Genomic DNA, 26,070 nt, shown 5'->3' with positions numbered 1-26,070 from the left:
GATACCTCTCACAACGGCTCTCACAGGCCGTGGATCTCGGGCCTCCCGTCGGTGATCACGACGAAGCCGGTCTGGAAGTTCTGCTGTACGCCGCCGGGGACGGCGAACTCGTCGCTGATCGGATAGCCCAGGCGGCCGTTCTCGTAGCCCTGCTGGGCCCAGGCGTCCATGATCGGGCCGCCGCGGACGGCCCAGGCGCCGGACAGGGGGCTGAAATAGATGTTGCCGCCCTCGAATCGGGAGTAACTACCGCCGTCGCGCAGAGGCAGTTCGTCCTCCACCGGGAAGCCGAGCTGACTGTTCTCGAACCCCAGTTGCGCGTACTTGCCGAGGATCATCCCCTGCACCCGATGCGCGCCCGTGGTGGCGCTGAAGTAGATCGGCCCGTTCTCGAAGCCCTGGACCACGCCGTCGCGCTGCGGGGTGCGCTGCTCCGGCCCGGTGGGATAACCGCCGGGTCCGCGCTCGTATCCCTCCCGCGCCCAGGCTGCGAGGATCGCGCCCCGGACCACCTGCGCGCCCGTCTGGGGCGTGAAGTACACCGAACCGTCCTGGAAGGTCTGATAACGTCCGCGCCCGTCGGGCAGGCCGTGCTCGTCGTCGGTGGGCAGGCCCACCGCGCCCGTCGCCGCGGTGAAGGCGCCGCCGATCATGCCGCCCACCGGATGCGCGCCCGTGCCCGCCGACCACAGCACCCGCCCGCCGTGGAAGTCCTGGGCGACCCCGCCCGCCACCGGGTACTCGTCGGTGACGCACGAACCCAGCCACGAATTGCCCTGGGCCGCAGCGTCGATCGCCCCGCCCGCGTGACACGGCGGCGCGTCCGCCTCGACCCCGAGCGCGCCCGCGGCCTGCGGCCACGCCTGACGCATCTCGAAATCCCAGTACGGCCACGAATGCGTCCCGGACGGACGGAAATTCACGGTCACCGGGATCGACAGCTTGTTCAGCTTGTCCACGAAGTTCTGACTGGTGAGCCGCGCGAGGATCTCGAGGCCCATCCCGGCGTAGTTGGTGCTGACGCCCGGGATGTCGGAGGGCCGGTCGTGGGCGCCCGTGGTACCGCTGCCCGCCGACACGTACAGGCTCACCCCCTTCAACTTGTCGGCCAGCGCGTAGGGGTCGTGCGCCTCCCACTCCGGACTCGTCGGCGGACCCCACATGGCGTCGGCGTCGAACCCGCCCGCGTCGCGCATGGCGAACATGATGGCCTGCGGCATCCCGAGGGTGGTGGTGGTCAGCATCCCCGAATACGAGGCGGCGTAGCGCACCCAGCCCGGATTGCGCCCGGCCAGGAACATCGCGGCCGTCCCGCCCATCGAAAGCCCGGTCACGCCACGCACATCCGTGGCCCGCCACTGGCTCTCCAGCAGCGGGGGCAGCTCCTTGGTGAGGAAGGTCTCCCACTTGTAATTCTTGCCGTTGTCCGGCTGCACCCAGTCGGAGTAGAAGCTGGACTGGCCGCCGATCGGCAGCACCACGGTCACGTTCTTGTCGGCGTAGAAGTCGGCGGCCCCGGCGTCCTTGGTCCAGCCGCTCTCGTCGTCCTGGGCGCGCAGGCCGTCGAGCATGAACATCACCGGAAACCGCGCGTCGGGACGCAGATTCCAGTCCCGGGCCAGCAGCAGCTGCACCTGGATCGGCGCGCCCGCCATGCTCGGCGAGTCGATCCACAGCGAGACCCGGCGATCGGTCAGCCAGACCGCCCGCTGCACGGTCGCCCCCGCGACCGCGACGGGCCGGACCACCGGCTGCGCGGCCGCGGGCGCGGAAAGCCCTGCCGCCCATGGCAATACGATCGCCGCCGCGAGCGCGGCCAGCCTCCTGCCAGCAAATCGCCCGCGGCGCGGGTTCTCCGCTCTCTTCGATAACTCACCAGGCACAAGAGGTTTGTACCGCGCGGAGCGGGGTCAAGAGGGTGAGGCGCGCGGTAGCGGGAAGATAACGAAAAGGCACTGCCCCGCGTGGGACAGTGCCTTTCGACCGGATTGTGGCTATCAGCCCGCGTTCAGCGCCGCGAGCATGCCCGGACGAGCCTTGCCCAGCTCGTCCTCCCAGTACTTCCAGGAGTGCGTACCGGCCGGCGGGTAGTCGTACTGGGCGGGGATGCCCAGCGACGCGAGCCGCGACTGGAACGACTTGGTGCTGATGAACGAGATCGCCTCGATGCCCATGGCATTGGCGGTGTTGAACACGCCCACCGGGGAGTTCGGGTGATCGTACTGGCCGGGCAGGCCGTTGGCCGAGGAGATGAACATCGGCAGGTTGCGCAGCTGCGGCGCGAAGACCATCGGGTCCGAGCGCAGCCACTGCGGGCTCCACGGCGCGGCCATCGAGTCCACGTTGAACCGGCCCGCGTCGAGCATCATCACGCGGATCGCCTCGCGCATACCGGGGGCGTTCCAGTTCAGCGGGCCCGAGAACGAGGCCGCGTACTTGAACTGATCCCGGTGGAACGCCGCCAGCCGCAGCGCGGCCGGACCGCTCATCGACAGGCCCGCCACCGCGTAGTTGGTGGGCGAGACGCCGTAGTTGGACAGGAAGTCGGGCAGTTCCTTGGTGAGGAACGTCTCCCACTTGTAGGTGAACTTCTGGCCGTTGGTGTTGCTGGGGGCCTGCCAGTCGGCGTACCAGCTGGACTGACCGCCCACCGGCATGACCAGGGTGACGTCGTCGTTGCCGAACATGCCCTGCGCGTTGGTCTCGAACGACCACGCGTTGCGGTCGTCGCGGGCGCGCAGACCGTCGAGCAGCAGCACGGCGGCGTTACCGCCGTTACGGGCCCACTGGACCTGAACCTTCACCGGGCCCATGGAGGAGGGCACCATCAGCTCGTCGTAGCCGCCTGCCGGGCTGCGATGCACCGGGGCGCCGGCCGGAGCGGCCAGCGCGACCGTCGGTGTCGCCATCCCCGCCGCGATCGGGAGGGCCAGAGCGGCCGCCCCCACCGCCAGAAGCCGTGCGCGCCAACCGAGCTGTGCATTTCGCCGTCCTGACTGGACTCCCTCCGGCGCGGCGGACCTGCCGAAACGCATTGATACTGCTCACTTTCTGCTGCTGTAAGTCTGCTGTTGTAGCTGGCGCCCACCTCGGATCCCGACCTTCCGATGTGAGCGACGGCGCGTCTACGAACTGGTCACACTTGCGCTCGCTGGACGATATGCGACGGTCCAATCGTTAGCAAGATGGGTTGATCCTCGTGACCGAAATCCGCCCGTGCACCTCCCGTAATCGTGCGGTGACCCTATCGCGTTCCGGCAGTGATGTCGCGCGAACCCGGAATCTCCCGCCCGACTCCGCGTGGACGCCGCCAAGGGCGTGCGGGCGCCCCGAACCGGCCGTGAGTCCGGCCCTCGGGGCTCTGGCCACAGCTATTGTCCCGCACACCATTTGGCGTACCCGGTTCGATATGTCGCTCGGGACAACGCATCCCAAATTTCCGGAAATACCGAACACACTCGATGCCCGAAATGCGAAGGAATGCACGCGAATACGCGACCGGTACCCGAAACCGCCCGAATCAGCCGATATTCGCCGACATATCCGGAATCATCCGATACGCCTCGGCCTGCCAGTTGAACCAGTCGTGCACGCCCACGTCCGGGAACGAGTAGACCACGTTCTGCGCACCGAGGCTGAGCATGCGCACCTGGAAGGAACGGGTATTGGCCAGCGCCAACGTCTCCAGGGGCGCGCCCCGCACGATATGGTCGGCCGCGGCGAGCGGGGGCAGCGCCAGATCCTCCGGCGAGGGCACGCCGCTGCCCGCGGCGATCCACAATCGGGTGCCGTTGGCGATCAACCGGGGCGCGAAAACGAAGGGGTCCATGCGCAACCAGGCCGGACCCCACGGCGGCGCCATCGAATCCACGTTGTAGCCACCGGCATCGATCATCGCGACCCGAATGGCCTCGCGCATACCGGGTGCGGAGATATTGAGATAACCCGAGAACGAACCCGCGAAGCTGAATTGATCGGGGTGATAGGCCGCCAGCGTCAACGCCGCGCTACCACCCATCGACAGCCCGAATACGCCGTTGCGGTCGGCGCGGAAGCCGAGCCGATCGCGCAACGCGTCGCGCAGTTGGACGGTCAGGAAGGTCTCCCAGTCGTAGCGGTAACTCTTGCCCGGTCCGGCCAGGAACGTCTCCGTCGCACCGGATCCCGTCACCGATCCGAAGCCGGGCGAGCTGACGCCGAAATAGGAACTGGGGGCGTTCCAGTCGGCGTAGAAGCTGGACTGGCCGCCGATCGGCATGACCGCGTTGATGTTCCACGAGGCCAGCACCTCGGCCACATTCGTCTCGTGCTCCCAGCCGCTGATGTCCTCGGTGGCCCGCATGCCGTCGAGGACATACGCGACACGATCGGTGTTGCCGTCGGCGGCGCGCAGGACGCGGGTCTTGATCGGGCCCATGACCGGGGAGTCGACCCAGAAGTCGAAGGCCGCGGGGTTGAACGCCGCCCGCGCGGGAACCGCGCCGATCGCGACCGGCAGGGCGAGCAGCACCGCCGTCGCCAGGACGATCCGCCGCACCCACGCACCTTGCCGACGGGGCTTGTTCCGCGCACCTCGCATCGCTCACGACCTTTCGCACGGCGACCGGGTGGACCTCGCACGACCAGTCGCTCGATCCGGGAGAACCGAATGATGTACTGCCTGGCTGTACCGCGGGTTACTGCTTCCGCTGAAGTATTGCGGATGACCGGTTGGTTCGCCGGGAGGCGGCGCGGAATAAAACCGAAAAGTGATCTTGGACGTGGGGTGCAGATGAGAAAGCCCAGTCCGCGGCCCTGGGGCCGCGGACTGGGCGCGAGAGAGGGAGCTCCCGGTCAGCCGATGTTGGCGGACAGGTCCGGGAGCATGCGGTAGACCTCGCTCTCCCAGTAGCGCCAGTTGTGCACGCCGACGTTGGGGAAGTCGTAGGTGACGTTGTTGGCGCCCAGGGTGGCCATCCGGACCTGGAAGGCGCGGGTGTTGGCCAGGGCCAGGGCCTCGAGGCCCATCGCGTTCAGGGTGTTGAAGTTGGGGCCGTCGGCCGGGCCGGGGAGGCCGCTACCGGCGGAGATCCACAGCCGGGTGCCGTTGTCGCGCAGGCGCGGGGCGAAGACGAACGGGTCCATGCGCAGCCAGTTCGGACCCCACGGCGGCGCCATCGAGTCGATGTTGTAGCCGCCCGCGTCGATCATGGCGATGCGCAGGGCCTCGCGCATACCGGGCGCGGAGACGTTCAGGTAACCGGAGTAGGAACCCGCGTAGCTGAACTGGTCGGGGTGGTAGGCCGCCAGCGTCAGGGCGGCGCTGCCGCCCATGGACAGGCCGAACACACCGTTGCGGTGGGGATTGAACCCGAGCCGGGACTGCAACGCGTTGCGCAGGTCGCTGGTCAGGAACGTCTCCCAGTCGTAGCGGTAGCTCTTACCGGGACCCGCGGCCAGCACCTGGGTGGCGCCCGAACCGGAGGCCGAACCCGAGGACGAGCCGGTGAGCGGCGGCAGGCCGAAGAACGAGCTCGCCGCGTTCCAGTTGGCGTAGAAGCTGGACTGCCCGCCGACCGGCATCACCACGTTGATATTGGCCGCGGCCAGACCGGCGGCGACATTGGTCTCGTGCTCCCAGCCGCTGATGTCCTCGGTGGCCCGCATGCCGTCGAGCACGTAGACGACCCGGTCGGTGTTGCCGTCCGCGGCGCGGAAGATCCGCGACTTGATCGGGCCCATGACCGGGGAGTCCACCCAGAAGTCGGTGCCCGACGGGTCGAATGCCGCCGATGCGGTGCCCGTCGCGGCGACGGAGGCTCCGAAGGGCACCAGCGTCGCCACCGCCACTCCGAGCACCGACCGCTTCAGCCAGCCGGCCCGACGTCTGGTCTGCGCCCCTCGCACAGTCACGCCTCGCATATTCTGTTCGGCCTTTCCCTTGTGCGGCCGGGGTCGGCCGCGTCAATTGCAGATTCGATCGCCCCGTGGCGTATCCACATGCACCACATACCCGCATGCGCAGCATGCCGACACGCGCCCCCGACGGACGTACTCACCGGAGCTTATCGTGTCCCCTCCGGTGCGGCGTTACCAAACCGAGACAAAGTGGCGAAAAACTCGAGCCGGCACCACTAATTCGGAGCCACCGGGGCGGTCGGATCGACCAGGTGACACCGCTGGATCTCGTATTTCGGCACCCGGTCGATACGGTACTTGGCGAAGTGCAGGGACTGGATCACATTATGGCGGAAGCGGTCCCGCGTCAGTGGCGCCCGCGAGGAGGCCAGCAGATCCTGCGTCTCCGGGCAGCTCAGCGCGGTCCGCGCCTGTGTGACCCATTTCTCGTCCAGGAACCACGGCATCCACGGATGCCGATCGACCATGCCGGTGTCCACGAGCACCCAGTCGGGGTAGAGGTTCTTGTCGTGCCCGATGCGGCCGTCGGCGAGCCGGTCGGTGTGCGCGGCCAGCGGATATGCCAAGCCCTCTTGATCGATCACCCTGACGCTCAACGGGACGTTCATACTCGTCATCCCCAGATTCAGGAAGTAGACCGTGTGCCCGGCCCCCCCGTCGGGGATCGGCAGCGGCGGCGGGGCGACGTACCACATCATGAACGACGGCGAGTTCAGCAGCAGGCCGCCGTCGGGGGTCTGCGCGATATCGCGGACCATGGCCCGCATCCGCGGATAGTCCAGATAGTCCTCGGCCAGGACCGGATGGTCGTGCCCGCTGTTGAGCACGTAGTAGACCCGCTCGTCGACGATGCCGGACGCGCTGATCGAGGAACCGGCGTTGGTCGCGGTGGTGTTCGCCGCGACCAGCGCCCAGCCCACCGCGCTCACCCAGGCCGCGAGCGGCACGGCCACCAGCAGCGCCTGCCGCCGGGACGCGCCGCGGGCGGGCAGCCGGATGGGCAGCACCGACACCGGCAGCAGCAGGATGAACAACTGCGGCAGCAACATCCGCCCGTGCATGAAGTCGCCGCCGACCCGCAGATTGAACGCCACCAGCAGCACCCCGCCGACGAGCAGCAAAGTCACCACGGCCGCCGGGGACCGCAGCCGATCCCGGCGCGACCACCACCGCGCGCGCTCCCCTGGCGCGCGCTCCGCCTTTTCACCCACCGCCTCGCGCTCGCGCCCGGCCCGCAGCAGGATCACGGTCGCGAGCACGAGCAACAACAGCGGCACCCACAGGTAGTACGGCCCCACCAGATCCCACAGATACGTGAAGCCCTGCGCCCATTTCGCGCCGCCCGCCTCCTTGGCGACGGCGGTGTTCGGATAGGGCAGCCCGTAGTAGCCCATCCGCCAGATCTGGTAACCGACCGGAACCAGCCCGGCGACGACGACGATCAGGGCACGAATCACGAGGGGCGCCAAACGGGTTCGCGGCATGGGCGCGCAGAAGATCAGCAGCAGGGCCAGTCCGCCGAGGATGGTCATCTCCGGCCGGATCACCCAGCACAGCCCGGCCCAGAACACCAGCCCGAAAAGCCCTGGCAGCCGGACCTTCTCGGCCTGGCTCCAGCGGATCAAGCCCCACCACAGCACGCCCAGCCAGAAGATGACCAGGCAGTTCTCCAGTCCGGAGGTGGCGTAGTCGCGGGCCGGGGGCACCGCGATGTAGACCAGCGCGCCCGCGGGCACCAGCAGCCGCCCGGCGCGCGCCCCGCCCCACAGCCGCGCCGAGCCGAGCATGGCGAACACGATCGCCAGCAGCGAGAGTGCCAGCGCCACGGCCAGACTCACGTATTCGAGCCGGGCGTGGGTGAGCCAGCCGAAGAACCAGATGACGTAGGTCCACGCCGCGCTGGTGTTGGTCTCCACCCGCTCGCCCGCGTTGAAGACGGGGCCGTTGCCCGCCAACAGGTTTCGCACCGTGCGCAGCACGATCAGCCCGTCGTCGGCGATCCACCGCCGCTGCCACGAGCCGATGCCGAACAGCACCACGGTCAGGGTCACCCCACCGGCGAAGGTGGCGCGGGACAGCAGCGAGGGCCGCCGCTCGGCCAGGGCCCGGCGCAGCGCGGCGCCGACCGGTAGGGCCGTCGTGGGGGCGTCCTCGTGCTTGTTACCCGCTACCACCATCTCGTCAGGTGAGGTAGACAGCGACACCTACCGCTCCGATCCAGGCTATGGCCAGGAGCTGCAGGATGCGGTCCCCCAGCGCGATCTCTTCGGGTTCACCGGCCTCGCCGCCGTCGACGTCGACCGCGTAACGCAGGATCGCGACCGTGAACGGAATCATCGAGATCGCGAACCACTGATTGTTCTTGTGATCGGTTTCGAACGCCCACAGCCCGTAGAACACGACCACCGCGGTGGCCGACAGGGTCCAGATGAACCGCAGATAGGTGGGCGTGTAGTACTGCAACGACTTACGGATCTTCGCGCCGGTGTCGAGCGCGATCTTCAACTCCGCGTAGCGCTTGCCCGCGGCCATGAACAGCGAGCCGAAGGCCATGATCAACAGGAACCATTGCGACAGATGGATATTGGCGGCCGCGCCGCCCGCCACCGCGCGCAACAGGAAACCCGAGGACACGATACAGATGTCGAGCACGGCCTGATGCTTGAGCCCGAAGCAGTAGGCCAGCTGGATGCCGATGTAGACCGCCATCACCGCCGCCAGCTGCCACGCGGCCACGAACGAGATCAGGATCGAACCGATGAGCAGCACGACCGACAGCGAGTAGGCCAGATTCACCGGGACCACGCCCGCGGCGATCGGCCGGAACCGCTTGGTGGGATGCGCCCGGTCGGCCTCGACGTCGAGCGCGTCGTTGACGAGGTAGATGCCCGACGCCGCCATGCAGAACACCACGAACGCGATGCCGATGTGCAGGTCGCGGCCCAGGTCCGCGATCGCGTAGGTGTCGGTGCCCGGGATCTTGCCCGCCGCCAGCGGCGCGGCCAGCACCAGGACGTTCTTCACCCATTGGCGGGGGCGCACGGCCTTGACCAGGCCGCCGACCAGAGTCTTCGGCGGACCCTTGATGACAGCCTCGTCCAGGTCGACGCTGGTCGGCTCTTCACTCATATCAACGAGGGTTCTTTCCTGTGCGGTCACTGGTGAATCTCTTCTCGGCGGCTAGCACCGCGGCTGCGGACGCGGCGCCCAGCGCCGATCCGGCGAGCACGTCGGAGGGGTAGTGCACCCCGAGAACGACCCGAGAGAGCAGCATGGGCGGCACGAGCACCGCAGGCAAGGGTAGCCCGGTCAGCCTGCCGAGCAACACCGCCGCTGCCGTCGTGGACGTGGCGTGCGAGGACGGGAAGCTCAACTTGCTCGGCGTCGACACGTTGACCTGCACCGACGGATCGTTCGGGCGGGGCCGGCGGACGACGCGCTTGATGACGACCGATGCCGCGTGCGCGCCGAACGCGCCGACGGCGACCCCGGCCCATTGCCGTCGACGGGACTTGTCGACCACCGCGCCCGCCGCGCCGATCGCGAGCCAGCCCAGCGCGTGCTCGCCGAAGTGCGACAAACCGCGCGCCGCCTTGACGATTCGCGGATCGCGCCCGAGCGTGCCCTGCACGGCGTTGATGATCTTGACCTCCGCGGGCGCGGGCGCCGCGGGTTCCGGCACCACGCGCAACCGCGGGGCGTCGGCGGATTCCGCTGCGGTGGCGGTCATTTCCCCTCGCTTCCGGACGCCGGGTGGATGCCGAAGGCATTCTCCCAGGCGGCAGTGCTGGTCAGATACGGATGTGCGGCACGATACTGCGCGCGGACCTCGCCGAACCTGGCGGCCAGTTCCCGGCGCAACCGCAGGGCCTCCTTGAACAACGCCAACGCCTGGCGCGGATCGCGTTTGCGGTACACCACCCCGCGGCCGTCTGCCGTCGTCACCGTGACGCCGTCGACCTGGGACAGCAGGAACCAGCGCGCGTCGAGCGTGGGCACGTTGAGCTGCGGGCGCTCGTGGTGTTCGGTCTTGGCCGGGCGCAGGTTGTGCGCCACGCCCTTGGCCAGCCGGACGACCTTCGCGATCGGATTGGCCGGTTCGCCGACCGCGCCCACATCGGCGCCGCTGGGCAGCGGCAGTTCGGTCGAGGACGGCACGATCACCGCGTCGGGGAAGTCCTTGCGCATGGCGGCGACCGAACCCAGCGCGGTCGGCAGCAGCGCGAACAGCCGTTCCGGGCCCGCGAGGAAATCGCGGATCGCCTGGTTCTGGATGGCGACCGTCGAATACTCCAGGCAGAGCAGATGTTTCAGCGTCGCCTTGATCGTGTTCACGACCATCGGGCGGCCGTCGTTGGGCAGATGCAGCGCCGCGACCACGAGGCGGTTGCGCAGGTGGAAGTACGCCTGCCAGTCGATGGCGTCGTCCTTGTCGCTCCAGGCCATGTGCCACACCGCCGCGCCGGGCAGGGTGACGGTCGGATAGCCGGCTTCCTTGGCGCGCAAACCGTATTCGACGTCGTCCCACTTGAGGAACAGCGGCAGCGGCTGGCCGATCTCCTCGGCGACCGCGCGCGGGATGACGCAGGTCCACCAGCCGTTGAAGTCGACGTCGATGCGCCGGTGCAGCAGTTTGGAGTTGTCCCGGTCGCGCAGCGGGTATTTGGAGAAGTCGTGGTCGTATTCGACGTTCGGCGCGGCGGTCCACATCCAGATGCCGCGGTCGACGACCTCGCCCATGGTGTGCAGATGCGACCGCTCCTGGAGATTGAGCATCTGCCCGCCGACGAGGGTGGGCGTGCGGCTGAACCGCGCGAAGGCCAGCGCGCGCAGGATGCAGTCCGGCTCGATCTCGATGTCGTCGTCCATGTAGACGATGTACTGCGCGTCGGTGGTCTTCAGCGCCTCGTACATGACCCGGCTGTAACCGCCGGAGCCACCGAGATTGGGCTGGTCGTGGATGGCCAGCCGGTCGCCGAGCACGGCCGCCGCCTCGGCGAACCCGGGTTCGTCGCGGGCCTTGCGGTTGCCCTGATCGGGGATGATCACGGCCTTGATCTTCTCCAGCACCAACGGGTCCGAGCCCAGGGCCGCAAGGGTTTTCACGCAGTCGGTGGGGCGGTTGAAGGTCGGCATGCCGACCGCGATGCTGCCCTCGCCGGGCGCCTCGATCGGCGCGTACCATCCGCCGCCGCGCAATTCGACCGCGGTGTCGGTGGTGATGTCGAACCAGATCCAGCCGCCGTCCTCGAACGGGGCCAGGTCGACCTCGAAGCTCACCTCACCGTCGGTGAACTCGTTGCCGCGCACGTGGATTCGCGATCCGTCGGCCTTGGACCGGTACACGTCCACTCGGCCGTGCCCGGTCAGCTCGAGCCGCAGCACGACCGAGGTCAGGATGGTCCAGCGCCGCCAGTACGAGGCGGGCACCGCGTTGAAGTAGGTACAGAACGAGACCTCCGACTCCGCGCCGATGGACAGCGAGGTGCGGGAGGTGGCGTGCGCGCGGCGGGCGTTGGTCGGCGACTCCTCCAGATAGAGGGTGCGCACGTCCAGGGGTTCGCCCGGGCGGGGCAGGATGATCCGTTGCAGCAGGGATTTCGCGCGGGTTTCGATCGTCGTCTCTTCCAAGGTCGCCGTCGTCATTCGTTGTCGTCCCGATCGACCAGCGGGGCACCGGATTCCAGATGCGGGCGGAGCACGTTGTCGAACATGCTCAGCGCGCTGCCGATGGCCATGTGCATGTCGAGATACTTGTAGGTGCCCAGGCGGCCGCCGAACAGCACCTTCGCCGAGGTGGTCTCGGCCTTGGCGCGTTCGCGGTAGGCCAGCAGTTTGGCGCGGTCCTCCGGGGTGTTGATCGGATAGTAGGGCTCGTCGCCGGTCTGGGCCGAACGCGAGTACTCGCGCTGGATGACCGTCTTGTCGTTCGGGTACCAGTCGCGTTCGGGGTGGAAGTGCCGGGGTTCGATGATGCGGGTGTAGGGCACGTCCGCGTCGTTGTAGTTCATCACCGAGGTGCCCTGGAAGTCACCGGTGGGCAGCACCTCGGTCTCGAAATCGATGGTGCGCCAACCCAATTCGCCCTCGGCGTAGTCGAAGTAGCGGTCCAGCGGGCCGGTGTAGATCACCGGGGCGTCCGGGTTCTGCCCCCGGATCTCGTCGCGCACCTCGAACCAGTCGGTGTTCAGCCGGACCTCGATGCGCTCGGATTCGGCCATCTTGGACAGCCACGCGGTGTAGCCCTCGCGGGGCAGGCCCTCGTAGGTGTCGTTGAAGTAGCGGTTGTCGAAGGTGTAGCGGACCGGCAGGCGGGTGATGATCCCGGCGGGCAGTTCCTTCGGATCGGTCTGCCACTGTTTGGCGGTGTAGTCCCGGATGAACGCCTCGTACAGCGGGCGGCCCACCAGTGAGACGGCCTTCTCCTCGAGGTTGGCCGCGTCCTTGGTCTCGATCTCGGCGGACTGCTCGGCGATGAGCGCGCGCGCCTCGTCCGGGGTGAAGTAGCGGCCGAAGAACTGCGAGATCAGGCCGAGGCCCATGGGGAACTGGTAGGCCTGCCCCTTGTGCATCGCGAACACGCGGTGCTGGTACCCGGTGAACTCGGTGAACTGGTTGACGTAGTCCCAGACCCGCTTGTTCGACGTGTGGAACAGGTGCGCCCCGTATTTGTGCACCTCGATACCGGTTTCGGGATCCGCCTCCGAATACGCGTTGCCGCCCAGATGGTGGCGGCGCTCGATGACCAGGACCCGCTTGCCGAGCAGGGTGGCGGTGCGTTCTGCGATGGTCAGCCCGAAGAAGCCGGAGCCGACGACGACGAGATCGAAGGGGGATGCGACGGTCACGGGTGCCCAGCGTATCCGAAGACGCGCCGACGTCCGGGCCGAGTAGCGGACTCCCCCGCCGCCTCACCGCACCGGCGGGGTGACAGCGGCCCCGGCGTCCGAGGCCGGGCGAGGTGGAGCGTCGGCGGGGGCCGAATCCGAGGCCGGGCGCGATGGATTCGCGGGTGGCGAGTCCGGGACTGGGTGGGGCGGGGTGGCGATGGGGACCGCGTTGGGGGCCATGCGCAGGAGGGTGGCGAGATCGACCACGCGGGGGCCGAATTCGGGGGTGGCGATGATGACGCCGCCGCGGAAGAGACGGAAGGTGCCGATTCGGCCGGGGAGCGGGGTCTCCGGGCCGAGGGGGTCGCCGAGGAGGCCGGTGGGGCCGCCGGTCTGGGCGTACTTCACGTCGATCGGCGAGTCGGTGGGCGGGCGGGCCGTGCGTGTGGACACGGGCGGCTGGGCGGGGTCGGGCTGCGGGGCGGGGGCGGGCGGGGCGAGTTCGGCGGGGGCCGGGCCGATGTCGAGGGTGCCGATATCGATGGGCTGGCCGCCGCCGGGGGCCGCGGAGTACTCGGTGCGCAGGATGTGCCCGTCGCGCAACAGGACCTGCCCGGCCGTGGCGTGGACGGCCTCGGCGGCGCGCGGGTCCTCCTTCTCGGTGCCGGGGTATCGCTGGCAGTCGGTGGTGTCGCAGGTCTGGGCGTAGGGATAGCGGTGTTCGGCCAGGGCGTAGGAGCGGGCGGCGATCGCCTGGGCGCGCAGCGCCTCGGCCCCGCCGCGGTCGGCCCAGTTGGCCTGCATTTCGGCGGGGACGACGCCGAGCAGGTAGTCCTCGGTGTCGAGTTCGTCGATCGTGCGGGGCGCGCCGTTCTCGAGCGCCACGCCGAGCGCGCCGCGGAAGGTCGCGCCGTCGCAGACCTTCAGGTGTTCGGCCGCGGGCCGGTCCGCGCCCGGATCGATCGGATACGCCCAGGGGTCGTCGGTATCGCCCTCCCACACCTGGTCGCCCGCGCAGCCCAGCGTCACGGTGACGTGGGCGCCGCCGCCGGGGGTGGGCGTGAGGTGGGCGGCCTGCCCGGGCACCACGCGGCGGCCCGCGACCTCGAGCCCGCTGTCGGAGTACACGTCCAGCGGCTCGTCGTCGTAGCCGGTCAGCCGCACGCGCACGGTGGTGGGCGCGATCGTGGCCAGGGTGGCGCCCGGGTAGTAGGCCAGCAGGATGGTCCGCGCGTCGTCGCCCGCGGCGGCCCGGTCCAGCGCGCCGAACTGGCTCATGCCCCGGCCGTGCCCGTTGCCCGCGAGCGGGCGGTAGCCCGGATCGGCGGGCCGGGCGCACCAGGTGACGGCGAGGACGCCGCCGGTCAGCGCGACCGCGCCCAGCCCGATCGCGACGCGGGCGCGACGACGCCGGCTCCGGCGTAGTCGGCCCTCCCGTAGTGCGGTCGATGGTGCCATGCGGACTCCCCGGAACGGCGCGGGACGGCATGTCCTCCCCGCGAAACGGCTATTGAAAAGTTACATTTCAGCTACCCATAGCCTCAGCCTCGACCAAAGCTTTAGCTTTGTGACGATTGAGACTAGTGTGACCGTTGACTCGTCAGGAATCAACCATGCATCACCGCTGACGGTCGCCCGGTTCAACCGAATGGGAGATGCTCGTGCCGTACCGCAGACCGAAACGCTCGTTCCTACTCCCGGTCGTCACGACCCTTGCCGTGGCCGCGCCGCTGGCGACGCTCATCCTGCCGGACCCACCGAAGTTCCGATCCGCCACCGACAGCAACTCCACCGCGATCGCCACGCAACTGTCCGAGGTGGCCCTGGCCTCCGCTCCCGACGCCGTCGTGCCCACGCCCGAACTGCCCGCGGCCGAACTACCCACGGCCGCCGGATCCGCGCCCGGCGGGCCCGCCTTCGTCGCCGCGCGCAACACCCCCGACGCGCCCGCCGCGCCCCCGCCGGAGATCAAGGAGCTGCGCCGCGACACCCCGTTCAGCATGGTCGCGCTCACCGCGAAACGGCTCGCGGGCACCCGGGCCCTGGTCCGCGCGGGCAAAGCGGACGGCGGCTGGGGTCCCTGGTTCGACACCGAACCCGTCGAGACCCGCGGCGACGACCACGCGAGCGCCGCGAAGACCGGCACCGAACCGATCTTCGTGGGCGAGACCAAGGCCGTACAGGTGATGGTCGCCCGCCCGGCCGCCGTCCCGACCCCCCGCACCGACGATCCGGCCCAGCTGGCCGCCGAGGATCTGGCCGCGGTCCTGATCGATCCGGGCCGCGCCGCCGTGGACCGCGATCTGACCGCGGTGGCCGCCCCGCTGCCCGGCGGCGGCCCGAAGGTGATCAGCCGCGCGCAGTGGGGCGCGGACGAATCGCTGCGCTGCGAGGATCCGACCTACGACGACTTCCTCGGCGGCATCACCGTGCACCACACCGCGGGCCGCAACGACTACAGCCCCGAGGAGTCCGCGGGCATCGTGCGGGCCATCTACGCGTATCACGCGAAGACGCTGGGCTGGTGCGATATCGGCTACAACGCGCTGGTCGACAAGTACGGGCAGGTGTTCGAGGGCCGCTTCGGCGGGCTGGACCGCCCGGTGCAGGGCGCGCACGCGGGCGGCTTCAACGAGAACACCGCGGGCGTGGCCATCATGGGCGACTTCCAGACCGAACCGCCCACCGACGCGGCCCTCGACGCGGTCGGGAAGTTCATCGGCTGGCGGGCCCGGGTGGGCGGCCTGGATCCCAAGGGGCACACCACCATGTACTCCGAGGGCACCGAGTACACCCCGTACCCGCAGGGCGCGGCGGTGGATCTGCCGATCGTGTTCGCGCACCGCGACGTGGGCAGCACGACCTGCCCCGGCGACGCCGCCTACGCGCTGATGGACCGCATCCGCGATCTCGCCGCCGCCGCGGCGGGCCCGCCGCCGACCAACGACGTACGCGTCGACGCCCGGACCGCGAAAACCGCACCGCCGCAACAGGATCGCTCCGACGCCGCCGCCGCGGCCGCGCTCACCACCCGCATCCTCGACCTGCTCGACCGCAATGTGATCGCGAAACACTATGCGGCACAAGGCGGTCCGACCGGCCCCCTGGGCGCGGCGACGTCCGAGCCGATCGCGACCCGCGACGGCGGCCAGTACGTGCGATTCGCCAACGGCTACGTCTACGCCACGCCCGACGGGGCCGTGACCGAGGTGCTCGGCCGCATCCTGGAACGCTTCGTCCAGCTCGGCGCGGAGAACGGCGTGCTGGGCCTGCCGACGCGCGCGGCGTATCCGGTACCCGAGGGCCTGCGGGCCGAATTCCAGTACGGCGCACTGATTCTCGACGCGGCCACGGGCGCGGTGTCCACGGTGCTGACGTCCGGGCCGTAGCTCAGGCCGTCCACCAGCGTTCGAGGACCCGGGCCACGCCGTCGGCGGAATTGGAGGCGGTGATCTCGTCGGCGGCGGCCCGGGCCTCGGCGTGCGCGTTGGCCATCGCCACGCCGTGTCCGGCCATGCGCAGCATCGGCACGTCGTTGGGCATATCCCCGAACGCGACCACGGCCGCGGGTTCGATGCCGAGCCGCTCGGCGACCAGGGTCAGGCCGGCCGCCTTGGTGATGCCCGGCGCGGACACCTCGATCAGGCCGTTGTCGGTCGAATACGTGATGTCGGCCCGCCCGCGCAGCTGCGGTTCCAGCGCCGCGCGCATATCGCCGCTGGTCGCGCCGCGCAGCCGGATGAGCATCTTGATGGCCGGGGCGGCGACCACCTCGCGCCGGGCCACCCGGGTGTCGTCGGGATTGAGCCACGCGTGTTCGTATTCGGGCGAACTCACGAATTGCGGTGTCGCGGCGTCGTGCGCGGTGGCGCCGACGCGTTCGGCGGCCAGCCCGCAGCCCGGCAGCAGGCGTTCGGCCAGATCCGCGATCCAGGCCAGGCTCTCCACGTCGAGGGTGGTGCTGTGCAGGATGCGGTCGGCGGCGCTGTCGTAGACGACCGCGCCGTTGCCGCAGACGCTGAGCGGCGCGTGGCCGAGGCCGTCGACCACGGGCGCGATCCAGCGCGGCGGCCGACCGGTGGCGAGGACGAACGGCACTCCGTCGGCGACCAGCGCGGCCACCGCGGCCCGCGTGCGCGGGGTCACGATCTCCCGTTCGTCGATCAGCGTGCCGTCGACGTCGGTGGCCACCATCTTCGGTTTCGACAGGTGCAGACGAGTCACCCATTCCATCCTGCCGGAAATGATGACCGCACGACATGGTCCCTGGGCGTCGACTGTCCCCGGAAACGATGGCCGCATGACACGCCCAGGAGCCCGACTGTCCCTATGATCAGGGGCTAGTAACCGACGCGAGGGGACCGATGACCGGCTTTCTGCTACGACGTGCGCTGAACTATGTCGTGCTGCTGGTGCTGGCGACGTTCCTGACGTTCAGCCTGGCGTCGTTGACCTTTCGGCCCCTGGACAGCCTCCAGCAACGCAATCCGCGCCCGCCGCAATCGGTGATCGACGCCAAGGCCGCGGAACTGCATCTGGACGAACCGATTCCGCGGCGCTACCTGACCTGGGTCTCGGGCATGCCGCACGGCGACTTCGGGCAGACGCTCGCGGGGCAGCCGGTGAGCGCGGAACTGGGCCGCCGGGTCGGGGTGAGTTTGCGGCTGCTGATCGTCGGCTCGGTCGTCGGCACCGTGCTGGGCGTGCTGATCGGGGCGGCCGGGGCGATCCGGCAGTACCGGTTCAGCGACTACTTCACCACGATCGTCTCGCTGCTGATCCTGAGCACCCCGGTGTTCCTGCTCGCCACCGTGCTGAAATACGGTGCGCTGGAGATCAATTCGGCCACCGGCCAGCAGATCTTCCTCTACACCGGGGAGACCTCGGCCAACGCGGTGCACGGGCTGTGGAACCAGATCGTCGACCGCGCCCAGCACATGGTGATCCCCACCCTCGGCCTGGCCCTCTTCGCCATGGCCTCCTACAGCAGGTATCAGCGCAACGCCATGCTCGACGTCCTCCAGAGCGATTTCATCCGCACCGCCCGCGCCAAGGGCCTCACCCGCGGCCGCGCGCTCTACAAACACGGTCTGCGCACCGCGCTGATCCCGATGGCCACGCTGTTCGCCTACAGCTTCGGCGGACTCATCACCGGGGCCGCCTTCACCGAGAAGATCTTCGGCTGGCACGGCGTCGGCGAATGGCTGGTGGACGGCATCAACGCCCAGGACCTCTACGTGGTGGCGACGGTGACCGCGTTCACCGGCCTGGTGATCCTGATCAGCGGCCTGCTGTCCGACATCGTGTACGCCCTGCTCGATCCTCGGGTGCGGGTGTCATGAGCGAGGCCGAGATCATCGCGCAGGGCGCGCCGGAGCCGGTCGCGGCCGGTCGCCGGAAACTGGTGTGGCGCCGCTTCCTTCGCAACAAGCCCGCGGTGGTGAGCCTGATCGTGTTGCTGCTCATGCTGATCCTGAGCTTCGCGCTGCCGCCGCTGCTGCCCTACGACTATCAGCAGCTGGACTACACCGCGCTGCTGAAACCGCCCAGCGGGAAACATCCGTTCGGCACCAATCAGATCGGGCAGGACGTGCTGGCGCAGACCCTGCGCGGATTGCAGAAGTCGCTGGTGATCGGGTTCAGCGTGGCGATCTGCACCAGCGTCATCGCCGCCCTGGCCGGTTCGGTGGCGGGCCTGCTCGGCGGCTGGACCGATCGGGTCGTCATGTGGGTGGTGGATCTGCTGCTGGTGGTCCCGAGCTTCATCATCGTGGCCATCTTCGCCCCGCGCACCAAGGGCAGCGGTTCGATCCTGCTGTTGATCGTGCTGCTGGCGGTGTTCAGCTGGATGATCAGCGCGCGGCTGGTGCGCGGTCTGACGCTGAGCCTGCGCGACCGCGAATTCGTCCGCGCCGCACGGTATATGGGCGCGTCCACCTGGACGATCATCACCACCCACATCATCCCCAACATCGCCTCGATCCTGATCATCGACACCACCCTCGCGGTCGGCGCGGCGATCATCTCCGAGACCGGGCTGAGCTTCCTCGGCTTCGGCGTGCAGCCGCCGGACGTGTCGCTGGGCACGCTCATCGCCACGGGCACCAAATCCGCGCTGACCTATCCGTGGTTGTTCCTGTTCGCCGGTGGGCTGCTGGTGCTGACGGTGTTGTGCGCCAACCTGGTCGGCGACGGCCTGCGCGACGCCTTCGACCCGAGTTCGCGCCGGGCCCGGTCGCGGCGGTCGAAGCGGAACGGGGAGGACGCGTGAGCGAGCACACCGAGGCGAGCGAGACGACCCGGCGTCCCACGACCGCGCCGCTGCTCGAGGTCGCCGATCTGCACGTGTCGTTCCCCTCCGAGGAGGGCCGCATCGACGCGGTGCGCGGGGTGAACTACTCGGTGGGCGACGGCGAGGTGCTGGCCATCGTCGGCGAATCCGGCTCCGGCAAGTCGGTGTCCTCGCTCGCGGTGATGGGCCTGCTGCCCGAACAGGCCCGGGTGCGCGGCTCGATCCGCCTGCGCGGCAAGGAGTTGCTGGGCATGGGCGACCGGCAGCTGTCCCGCTGGCGCGGCAGCCGGATCAGCATGGTGTTCCAGGATCCGCTCTCGGCGCTGACCCCGGTGTACCGGATCGGCGATCAGATCGCGGAAGCGCTGCGCGCGCACGGGACGATGAGCGCCGACCAGGCCGCGGCCCGCGCGGTGGAACTGCTGGATCTGGTCGGCATCCCCGATCCGGCGTTGCGCGCCAAGGCGTTTCCGCACGAGTTCTCCGGCGGGATGCGCCAGCGCGTGGTGATCGCCATGGCCATCGCCAACGACCCCGAGCTGATCATCTGCGACGAGCCGACCACCGCGCTGGACGTCACCGTCCAGAAGCAGATCCTCGGCCTGCTGCGCAAGGCCCGCGACATCACCGGCGCGGGCGTGGTGATGATCACCCACGACATGGGCATCGCCGCCACGCTCGCCGATCGGGTCGCGGTCATGTACGCCGGGCGGATCGTCGAAACCGCCGCGGCCGCGGAACTTTTCAACCAGCCCCGGATGCCGTACACGGTCGGGCTGCTCGGGTCCATCCCGCGCATCGACGGCCCGGCCCGCGCCCCGCTCATCCCGATCGCCGGGGCGCCGCCCGCCATGCACGCGCTGCCGCCGGGGTGCCCGTTCGCGCCCCGCTGCCCGGTATCGATCGACGACTGCCGCGCCGCGGAACCGCCGTTGCAGGACACCGCGCCCGGCCATCGCGCGGCGTGCATCCGCACCAGCGAGGTCGGCACCGCGGATCTGTTCGCCGCCTATCGGCGCGAGGTGGCCGCGCCCGAATCCGTCGCGACCCCGGAAGACCGTGTGGTGCTGCGGGTTTCGGGCCTGACCAAGACGTTCCCGCTCACCTCGGGCGTGGTGTTCCGCCGCCGCACCGGCGAGGTGCGCGCGGTCGACGGCATCGACCTCGAGCTGCGGGCCGGGCGCACCCTGGCGCTGGTCGGCGAGTCCGGTTCGGGCAAGTCGACCACGCTGACCCAGATCATGGATCTGGTCGCGCCGCAGGCCGGGACCATCGAGGTGCTGGGCAGCGATGTGGCGACGCTGAGCAAGGGCCGCCGCCGCGAGATCCGGCGCAAGTTGCAGATCGTCTTCCAGGACCCGTCGGGTTCGCTGGATCCGCGCCTGCCGATCTTCGACGCGCTGGCCGAACCGCTGCGGGTGGACGGCCGCCCCCGCGACGAGATCCGCCGCCGGGTGCCGGAACTGCTACGGCAGGTGGGCCTGCGCGCCGAACACGCCGACCGCTATCCGGCCGACTTCTCCGGCGGGCAGAAGCAGCGCATCAACATCGCCCGCGCGCTCGCGCTGGATCCGGAACTGCTCGTCCTCGACGAACCGGTGTCCTCGCTGGACGTGTCCATCCAGGCGGGCGTGCTGAACCTGTTGCGCGAGTTGCAGACCGCGCGCGGGCTGTCGTATCTGTTCGTCTCGCACGATCTCTCGGTGGTGCGGAATCTGGCCCACGACATCGCCGTGATGTATCGCGGCAAGATCGTCGAATCCGGCCCGGCGGAACAAATTTTCGCCGATCCCCGGCACGAGTACACCCGCGCCCTCATCGACGCGGTCCCCGTTCCGGTCGTCGCACGTTAGGAGAAGACCGTGAGGATCCGTCGCGCCGCACCGGCCGCGGCCGCCCTGCTGCTGGCCGTGGCGCTGGGTGCGGGCGGCTGTTCCTCCGGCGGCGAACCCGCGGGCGGGCCGAACGCGCTCGGCACCGGCAGCGACGTGAACGCCCGACCGCGCGAGGCGATTCGCGACGGCGGCAATCTGCGGCTGGCCACCACCGAGTTCCCGCCGAACTGGAACACGCTGTCCAACGACGGCAACAACCTCGAGATCGCCCGCATCGTCTGGGCGATGATGCCGCGCGCGTTCACCGTCGACGCGGCCGGGCGCACCGCGGTGGACCCGAACTACTTCACCGATATCGCGCTGACGAACACCGACCCCCAGCAGGTCACCTACACCATCAATCCGAAGGCGGTGTGGAGCGACGGCACGCCGATCACCTGGGAGGATCTGGCCGCGCAGGCGCACGCGCTGAGCGGAACCGACAAGCGCTACCTGATCGGCTCCACGGTCGGCTTCGACCGGGTCGAGAAGGTCGAACGCGGCGTCGACGACCGGCAGGCGATCCTCACGTTCCGGCAGGACTACGCGGAGTGGCGGGGGCAGTTCGCCGGGAACTCCATGCTCTACCCGAAATCGGTCACCGGCGATCCGGAGACGTTCAATCACGGCCTGGTCGACCACATCGCGCAGACGGCCGGACCGTTCACGGTGCAGTCCACCGACCGCACCCAGGGCCGAATCGTATTGGGCCGCAATCCGAAATGGTGGGGCGATCCGCCCAAACTCGACACGATCACGATCAGCGTGCTCGATCAGGGCGCCTGGCCGGCGGCCCTGCAGAACAAGGAACTCGACGCGGCGCAGCTGTTCTCGCTCTCGGATGTGGCGACCGTGCGCGGCACTCCCTGCTTCGCGATCCGGCGCACGCCGGCGAATCTGTGGCGGCATCTGACGTTCAACGGCGCGCCCGGGTCCATCCTCGCGGATCCGCGCCTGCGCGTGGCCGTTTCGAAGGCGATCGACCGGCAGGCCATCGCGAACGCTGTGCTCAACGGCCTGGAGGACGAGCCGAAGCCGTTGAACAACCACGTCTACGTGCGCGGCCAGGACGGCTACCGGGACAACGCCCCGGTATTCGATCCGGACGCCGCCGCCCGCGAACTCGACGCGCTGGGCTGGACTCGGCAGGGCGATCGGCGGTTCAAGGACGGCCGCAAGCTGGTCATCCGGGATGTCATGTACAACAACGACATCTGGGTCAAGGTCGCCCAGCTGATCCAGCAGAATCTGGCCCGCGTCGGGATCGAGCTGACCATCGACGCGCGGCCCGGGCAGAACATCTTCTCCGACGTGTTCATCCCCGGGGATTTCGATCTGGCCCAGTTCCAGTGGCAGGGCGACGCTTTCCCGTTGAGCGGCCTGCCGCAGATCTACGCCTATCACCCCGACGACGAGCAGGGTAACTTCGGCCGCATCGGCTCCCCCGAACTCAACGATCTGATCGATCGGACCCTGTCCGAACTCGACCCCGCCAAGGCGATCGAGCTCGCGAACGAGGCGGACCGGGCGATCTTCGACGAGGGGTTCTCCCTGCCCCTGACCCAGGATCCCGGCGACTGGGGCGTGCGCTCGGACCTCGCGAATTTCGGGGCGCCCGGATTGGCGTCCTACGACTACACCAAGATCGGCTTCACGAAGTAAGTCCCCTCCCGACGGAAGGAGCGATCCATGCGGATACGTTCGATAGCCATCCGAGCCGCCGTCCCGGCGGTCACGCTGGGTCTGATCCTGTCCGGCTGTTCCGGTTCGGACAGCGGCGGCAGCGGCACCGCCGCCATCGGGACGACCAACGACATCAATCCGCACGATGTCGCCGATCTGCGCGACGGCGGCAATCTGCGGCTGTCGATCTCGGCCTATCCGGTCAACTGGAACACGCTCACCGTCGACGGCAACGACAACGAGATCGCCGCCGTGGAACGACCGATGATGCCGCAGGCGTTCCGCATCGACGCCGCGGGCAATGCCACGGTCAACACCGACTACTTCACCAACGTGGAACTGACCGGCACCGACCCCCAGCAGGTCACCTACACCATCAACCCCAAGGCGACGTGGTCCGACGGCACGCCGATCACCTGGGAGGACATCCGCTCCCAGGCCGAGGCGCTGAGCGGGCGCGACAAGGCGTACCTGATCGCGAACAGCCAAGGCTTCGACCGCGTTTCGAAGGTCGAGCGCGGCGTGGACGACAAGCAGGCGATCGTCACCTTCGCCAAGCACTTCGCGGAGTGGAAGGGCCAGTTCGCGGGGAACGGCTACCTGTACCCGAAGTCGGTCACCGCGTCGGCCGAGGCGTTCAACAAGAGTCAGGTCGACGCGATCACCCTGACCGCCGGACCGTTCCGGGTGCAGTCCACCGACCGCGGGCAGGGCCGCATCGTGCTCGGCCGGGATCCGAAGTGGTGGGGCGCGACACCGAAACTGGACACCATCACCTTCAGTATCCTGTCCTCCGAGGCCGACCTTCCGGCCTTGCAGAACAACGAGATCGACGCCGTCGGCATCGCCAACCGCGACGAACTCAAGACCGCCCAGAGCATTCCGGACGTGGCGATCCGCCGCACCCCCGCCACCCAGTGGTCGCATCTGACCTTCAACGGCGCGCCCGGATCCATCCTCGCCGATCCCAAGCTGCGCGTGGCGATCATCAAGGGCATCGACCGCCAGGGCATCGCGACCGCCATCCAGAACGGTCTGGTCGCCGATCCGAAGCCGCTGAACAACCACGTCTACCTCGAGGGCCAGACCGGCTACCAGGACAACAGCCTGCCCTACGACCCCGACGCCGCCGCCCGCGAACTCGACGCGCTCGGTTGGAAACTCAACGGCGACGTGCGCGAGAAGGACGGCCGCAAGCTGGAGATCCGCGACATCATGTACAACCAGGACGTCTGGGTGCAGATGGCGCAGATCATGCAGCAGAATCTGGCCCGCATCGGGGTGAAGCTGACCATCGAGACCAAACCCGGTCAGGGCTATTTCCGCGATGTCATCCAGCCCGGCAATTTCGATGTGGCGCAATGGTCCTGGGTCGGCGACCCGTTCCCGCTGGGCAGCCTGTACCAGATCTGGGGCTACGACCCGAACGATATGCAGGGCAACTACGGCCGCATCGGCTCCCCCGAACTGAACGACCTCATCGAGCGGACCGTCTCCGAACTGGACGCCACCAAGGCCGTCGAACTGGCCAACCAGGTCGACAAGAAGGTCTGGGAGGAGGGCCATTCCGCGCCGCTGTTGCAGTCCCCGGGCATCGTCGCGGTGCGCGCGGGCCTGGCGAACTACGGCGCGCGCGGGCTGGCCACCCTGGACTGGACCAAGGTGGGCTTCCTGAAGTGACCCCCGGTGCGGGCCATCCCCTGGCCTATCCGGTGCTGACGACGAGCGGCGTCCTGGCGATCTGTCTCGCCTGGGCGCCGTTCGGCGATGTGGAGCGGGTGAGCCTGCTGGCGACCGTGGCGCTGATCGTGTTGGGGTACACGGGTTTCCGGCTCGCGGTCGCGTTCGGGCGGCCGGGGATACCGGAGTCGGCGCGCGGCAAGCGGGTGCGCCAGCAGCATCGGCTGCTCAGCCGGTCCTGGCTGGAGATCACCGCGGGCGACGAGACTCGCTGGCTGCCGGTGTATTTCGATCCGTTCCTGGTCACACTGCCCGAGTCCGCGATCGAGCGGTCGGGCTCGGCGGTGCGGGTGGCGGGTCGGCGGGTGTATCCCGCCGGCGCGCCGCGGGATTCGGAGCCGCCGGGACGGTTGATCGACAATCCGACGCGACCGGATCCCGACGGCGCGGCGCACGCGGCGCGGGCCGTGCGACCGGTGCGGCGGCTGGTGCTGGACGCCCAATCCGCGGTGGTCGCGCCGTTGGCGGGTCTGTTCTGGGTCTATCTGTCCGACCGAGGAGTAGTCGAATTCGTCTGCGCCACCTCGGTTTTCGCGGCGGCGGCGGTGTGGTTCGCCGCGATTCGCGGTTCGGATCCGAGCTGAGGCTGCTGCTGGGTCGCGCTGTGGATGCCGCCCCCGCCCTCGGCCACCGCGTCGAAGGCCACCGGCACCACCTCGCGGCCCGGGAACAGATCGCCGACGATGCCCGCGGCCCGGTCGTCGCTGCGCCGATCGCCGAAGGCGTGCAGGTAGACCGCGCCGTTGCCGACATAGAAGTTGGCGTAGGAGTAGAGGAACTCCGGGCCGCGCGTTCCGGGCAGATCGGCCCGATCCGGTTGCGGCAGTTCGACGATCTCGAAGCCGCGCCCGGTCGCGTCGGTGGCCTCGGCGAGGCGGGTGCGGGCCCGGTAGGCGGCGCGGGCGAACACGTCGAGCGGATCCGGGTGCACCGGCCAGTCCAGCAGGATCACCCCGGGCCGGGCGAACCGCGCGACCGCGTCGACGTGGCAGTCGGTCACGTCCTCGTCGGCGACGCCCTGCAACCAGACCACCTCGACGATGCCCAGCAGTTCGGCCACCGCTCGCTCGATGTCCTCGTGCGAGAGACCGGGATTGCGATTCGGGTTGATCAGCGAACTCTCCGTGGCCAGCATGGTTCCGGCCCCGTCCACCTCGAGCGCGCCGCCCTCGGCCACGATCGGGGCGAGCACCCGCTCGATTCCCGCGATCTCCAACACCTTTCGCGCCACCTTGGCGTCCATGTGGTACTCGGCCTTCTGACCCCACCCGTTGAAGTTGAGGTCGATGCCGACCTGGGAGCCGTCCTCGGCGGTGACGAACACCGGGCCGGTGTCGCGGATCCACACATCGTCCAACGGCGCGGCCACGACCTCCACGTCCGGACCGCAGTCCCGCGCGGCCTCGGCCACATGCTCGCGGCGCGCCAGCACCGTGACCGGCTCGCGTTCCGCGATCGTCCGCGCCAACCGGGCCACATCGGCGCGCGCGGGCGCGAGCAGCTCCGCCCACACCGACCCCTTGGCGGGCCAGGCCAGCCAGGTGCGGGCGTGCGGGGCCGATTCCGCGGGCATCGCGTAACGCGTCACGGTTCCGAACGGTATCGAGTCCGGGCGCGATACGCAGGAATCGAGGTGTGTCGGCCCGTCGCGCGGGCGCGCCGGTCGGCGTGTCGGCAAACGGACGTCTGACCAGCAGTTTCTTCCGGGGAGCCGGAGCGGGCGGTCGGCGCGGGCTCCAGCCCGCGCCCGGGG

At 69.3% G+C, this 26,070-nt stretch carries 19 protein-coding genes; 7 read left to right on the top strand and 12 right to left on the bottom strand.

Features of this window, described 5'->3' with window-relative positions; translation table 11 throughout:
- Positions 1-20: 20 nt before the first annotated feature.
- From ACWDSJ_RS04420 to ACWDSJ_RS04375, 10 genes are all read right to left on the bottom strand, one after another.
- The gene (locus ACWDSJ_RS04420) at positions 21-1,820 is read right to left on the bottom strand and encodes an alpha/beta hydrolase-fold protein (protein WP_450029435.1); all 1,800 of its coding nucleotides are present in this window, start codon (positions 1,818-1,820) and stop codon (positions 21-23) included.
- Between the two features lie 177 nt (positions 1,821-1,997).
- Positions 1,998-2,909 (bottom strand): alpha/beta hydrolase, encoded by a 912-nt coding sequence (locus ACWDSJ_RS04415; protein ID WP_450029198.1) that lies wholly within the window; start codon positions 2,907-2,909, stop codon positions 1,998-2,000.
- A 611-nt stretch (positions 2,910-3,520) separates the two neighbouring features.
- Positions 3,521-4,579, bottom strand: a complete 1,059-nt coding sequence (locus ACWDSJ_RS04410; protein ID WP_450029197.1) for an alpha/beta hydrolase — start codon at positions 4,577-4,579, stop codon at positions 3,521-3,523.
- Between the two features lie 254 nt (positions 4,580-4,833).
- On the bottom strand, positions 4,834-5,901 hold the full coding sequence (locus ACWDSJ_RS04405; protein WP_450029196.1) for an alpha/beta hydrolase: 1,068 nt from the start codon (positions 5,899-5,901) through the stop codon (positions 4,834-4,836).
- 212 nt (positions 5,902-6,113) lie between these two features.
- A complete protein-coding gene (gene zomB / locus ACWDSJ_RS04400) occupies positions 6,114-8,075 on the bottom strand; it encodes a flagellar motor control protein ZomB (protein WP_450029195.1) in 1,962 nt (653 codons plus the stop codon).
- Positions 8,076-8,079: 4 nt separating this feature from the next.
- Positions 8,080-9,027, bottom strand: coding sequence for a decaprenyl-phosphate phosphoribosyltransferase (locus tag ACWDSJ_RS04395; RefSeq protein ID WP_450029194.1), 948 nt, complete (start codon positions 9,025-9,027; stop codon positions 8,080-8,082).
- A gap of 1 nt (position 9,028) precedes the next feature.
- Entirely contained in the window at positions 9,029-9,628 is a 600-nt protein-coding gene (locus ACWDSJ_RS04390; RefSeq protein ID WP_387358672.1) for a phosphatase PAP2 family protein, read from the bottom strand.
- The gene (locus ACWDSJ_RS04385) at positions 9,625-11,544 is read right to left on the bottom strand and encodes a glycosyltransferase (RefSeq protein ID WP_387358670.1); all 1,920 of its coding nucleotides are present in this window, start codon (positions 11,542-11,544) and stop codon (positions 9,625-9,627) included. Before ACWDSJ_RS04385 ends, ACWDSJ_RS04390 begins: the two co-directional genes overlap by 4 nt.
- Positions 11,541-12,746 carry a UDP-galactopyranose mutase gene (gene glf, locus ACWDSJ_RS04380; protein WP_450029193.1) on the bottom strand — a complete coding sequence of 402 codons (1,206 nt, stop codon included), beginning with the start codon at positions 12,744-12,746 and terminating at the stop codon, positions 11,541-11,543. Before glf ends, ACWDSJ_RS04385 begins: the two co-directional genes overlap by 4 nt.
- Before the next feature lie 63 nt (positions 12,747-12,809).
- Entirely contained in the window at positions 12,810-14,186 is a 1,377-nt protein-coding gene (locus ACWDSJ_RS04375) for a SpoIID/LytB domain-containing protein (RefSeq protein WP_450029192.1), read from the bottom strand.
- A 197-nt stretch (positions 14,187-14,383) separates the two neighbouring features.
- On the opposite strand from ACWDSJ_RS04375, the gene ACWDSJ_RS04370 reads away from it, so the two are divergent.
- Positions 14,384-16,117: an N-acetylmuramoyl-L-alanine amidase gene (locus ACWDSJ_RS04370; RefSeq protein WP_450029191.1), complete on the top strand. Its 1,734-nt coding sequence runs from the start codon at positions 14,384-14,386 to the stop codon at positions 16,115-16,117.
- A 1-nt stretch (position 16,118) separates the two neighbouring features.
- Here the strand turns inward: ACWDSJ_RS04370 and ACWDSJ_RS04365 are convergent, their stop codons facing one another.
- A complete protein-coding gene (locus ACWDSJ_RS04365; RefSeq protein ID WP_450029190.1) occupies positions 16,119-16,961 on the bottom strand; it encodes an HAD family hydrolase in 843 nt (280 codons plus the stop codon).
- A gap of 131 nt (positions 16,962-17,092) precedes the next feature.
- Here ACWDSJ_RS04365 and ACWDSJ_RS04360 point away from each other — a divergent pair, with 131 nt between their 5' ends.
- The 6 genes from ACWDSJ_RS04360 to ACWDSJ_RS04335 are packed head-to-tail and all read left to right on the top strand — an operon-like array spanning position 17,093 to position 24,901.
- Positions 17,093-18,070 carry an ABC transporter permease gene (locus ACWDSJ_RS04360; protein ID WP_387358660.1) on the top strand — a complete coding sequence of 326 codons (978 nt, stop codon included), beginning with the start codon at positions 17,093-17,095 and terminating at the stop codon, positions 18,068-18,070.
- Entirely contained in the window at positions 18,067-18,999 is a 933-nt protein-coding gene (locus tag ACWDSJ_RS04355) for an ABC transporter permease (RefSeq protein WP_450029189.1), read from the top strand. Before ACWDSJ_RS04360 ends, ACWDSJ_RS04355 begins: the two co-directional genes overlap by 4 nt.
- A complete protein-coding gene (locus tag ACWDSJ_RS04350) occupies positions 18,996-20,873 on the top strand; it encodes an ABC transporter ATP-binding protein (protein WP_450029188.1) in 1,878 nt (625 codons plus the stop codon). The genes ACWDSJ_RS04355 and ACWDSJ_RS04350 overlap by 4 nt, the downstream gene beginning before the upstream one ends.
- Before the next feature lie 9 nt (positions 20,874-20,882).
- Positions 20,883-22,556 carry an ABC transporter family substrate-binding protein gene (locus ACWDSJ_RS04345; protein ID WP_450029187.1) on the top strand — a complete coding sequence of 558 codons (1,674 nt, stop codon included), beginning with the start codon at positions 20,883-20,885 and terminating at the stop codon, positions 22,554-22,556.
- 27 nt (positions 22,557-22,583) lie between these two features.
- A complete protein-coding gene (locus tag ACWDSJ_RS04340) occupies positions 22,584-24,257 on the top strand; it encodes an ABC transporter family substrate-binding protein (RefSeq protein WP_450029186.1) in 1,674 nt (557 codons plus the stop codon).
- A complete protein-coding gene (locus tag ACWDSJ_RS04335) occupies positions 24,254-24,901 on the top strand; it encodes a hypothetical protein (RefSeq protein WP_450029185.1) in 648 nt (215 codons plus the stop codon). The genes ACWDSJ_RS04340 and ACWDSJ_RS04335 overlap by 4 nt, the downstream gene beginning before the upstream one ends.
- On the opposite strand, the gene ACWDSJ_RS04330 is transcribed toward ACWDSJ_RS04335, so the two are convergent.
- Complete coding sequence (locus ACWDSJ_RS04330) at positions 24,799-25,905, bottom strand: agmatine deiminase family protein (RefSeq protein WP_450029184.1); 1,107 nt, start codon at positions 25,903-25,905, stop codon at positions 24,799-24,801. The two genes, ACWDSJ_RS04335 and ACWDSJ_RS04330, sit on opposite strands and share 103 nt — an antisense overlap.
- Positions 25,906-26,070 lie beyond the last annotated feature (165 nt).

The sequence above is a fragment of the Nocardia sp. NPDC003482 genome (genome assembly GCF_053588115.1).
This window is presented reverse-complemented; position numbering and strand designations above follow the sequence as displayed.

Bases quoted from the DNA above. Each gene is read 5' to 3' on its own strand.
- ACWDSJ_RS04390 (WP_387358672.1), bottom strand. From the start codon at position 9,628: ATGACCGCCACCGCAGCGGAATCCGCCGACGCCCCGCGGTTGCGCGTG.
- ACWDSJ_RS04410 (WP_450029197.1), bottom strand. From the start codon at position 4,579: ATGCGAGGTGCGCGGAACAAGCCCCGTCGGCAAGGTGCGTGGGTGCGG.
- ACWDSJ_RS04370 (WP_450029191.1), top strand. From the start codon at position 14,384: ATGCTCGTGCCGTACCGCAGACCGAAACGCTCGTTCCTACTCCCGGTC.
- ACWDSJ_RS04415 (WP_450029198.1), bottom strand. From the start codon at position 2,909: ATGGCGACACCGACGGTCGCGCTGGCCGCTCCGGCCGGCGCCCCGGTG.
- ACWDSJ_RS04405 (WP_450029196.1), bottom strand. From the start codon at position 5,901: ATGCGAGGCGTGACTGTGCGAGGGGCGCAGACCAGACGTCGGGCCGGC.
- zomB (WP_450029195.1), bottom strand. From the start codon at position 8,075: ATGGTGGTAGCGGGTAACAAGCACGAGGACGCCCCCACGACGGCCCTA.
- ACWDSJ_RS04355 (WP_450029189.1), top strand. From the start codon at position 18,067: ATGAGCGAGGCCGAGATCATCGCGCAGGGCGCGCCGGAGCCGGTCGCG.
- ACWDSJ_RS04375 (WP_450029192.1), bottom strand. From the start codon at position 14,186: ATGGCACCATCGACCGCACTACGGGAGGGCCGACTACGCCGGAGCCGG.
- ACWDSJ_RS04360 (WP_387358660.1), top strand. From the start codon at position 17,093: ATGACCGGCTTTCTGCTACGACGTGCGCTGAACTATGTCGTGCTGCTG.
- ACWDSJ_RS04385 (WP_387358670.1), bottom strand. From the start codon at position 11,544: ATGACGACGGCGACCTTGGAAGAGACGACGATCGAAACCCGCGCGAAA.
- ACWDSJ_RS04365 (WP_450029190.1), bottom strand. From the start codon at position 16,961: ATGGAATGGGTGACTCGTCTGCACCTGTCGAAACCGAAGATGGTGGCC.
- ACWDSJ_RS04340 (WP_450029186.1), top strand. From the start codon at position 22,584: ATGCGGATACGTTCGATAGCCATCCGAGCCGCCGTCCCGGCGGTCACG.
- ACWDSJ_RS04395 (WP_450029194.1), bottom strand. From the start codon at position 9,027: ATGAGTGAAGAGCCGACCAGCGTCGACCTGGACGAGGCTGTCATCAAG.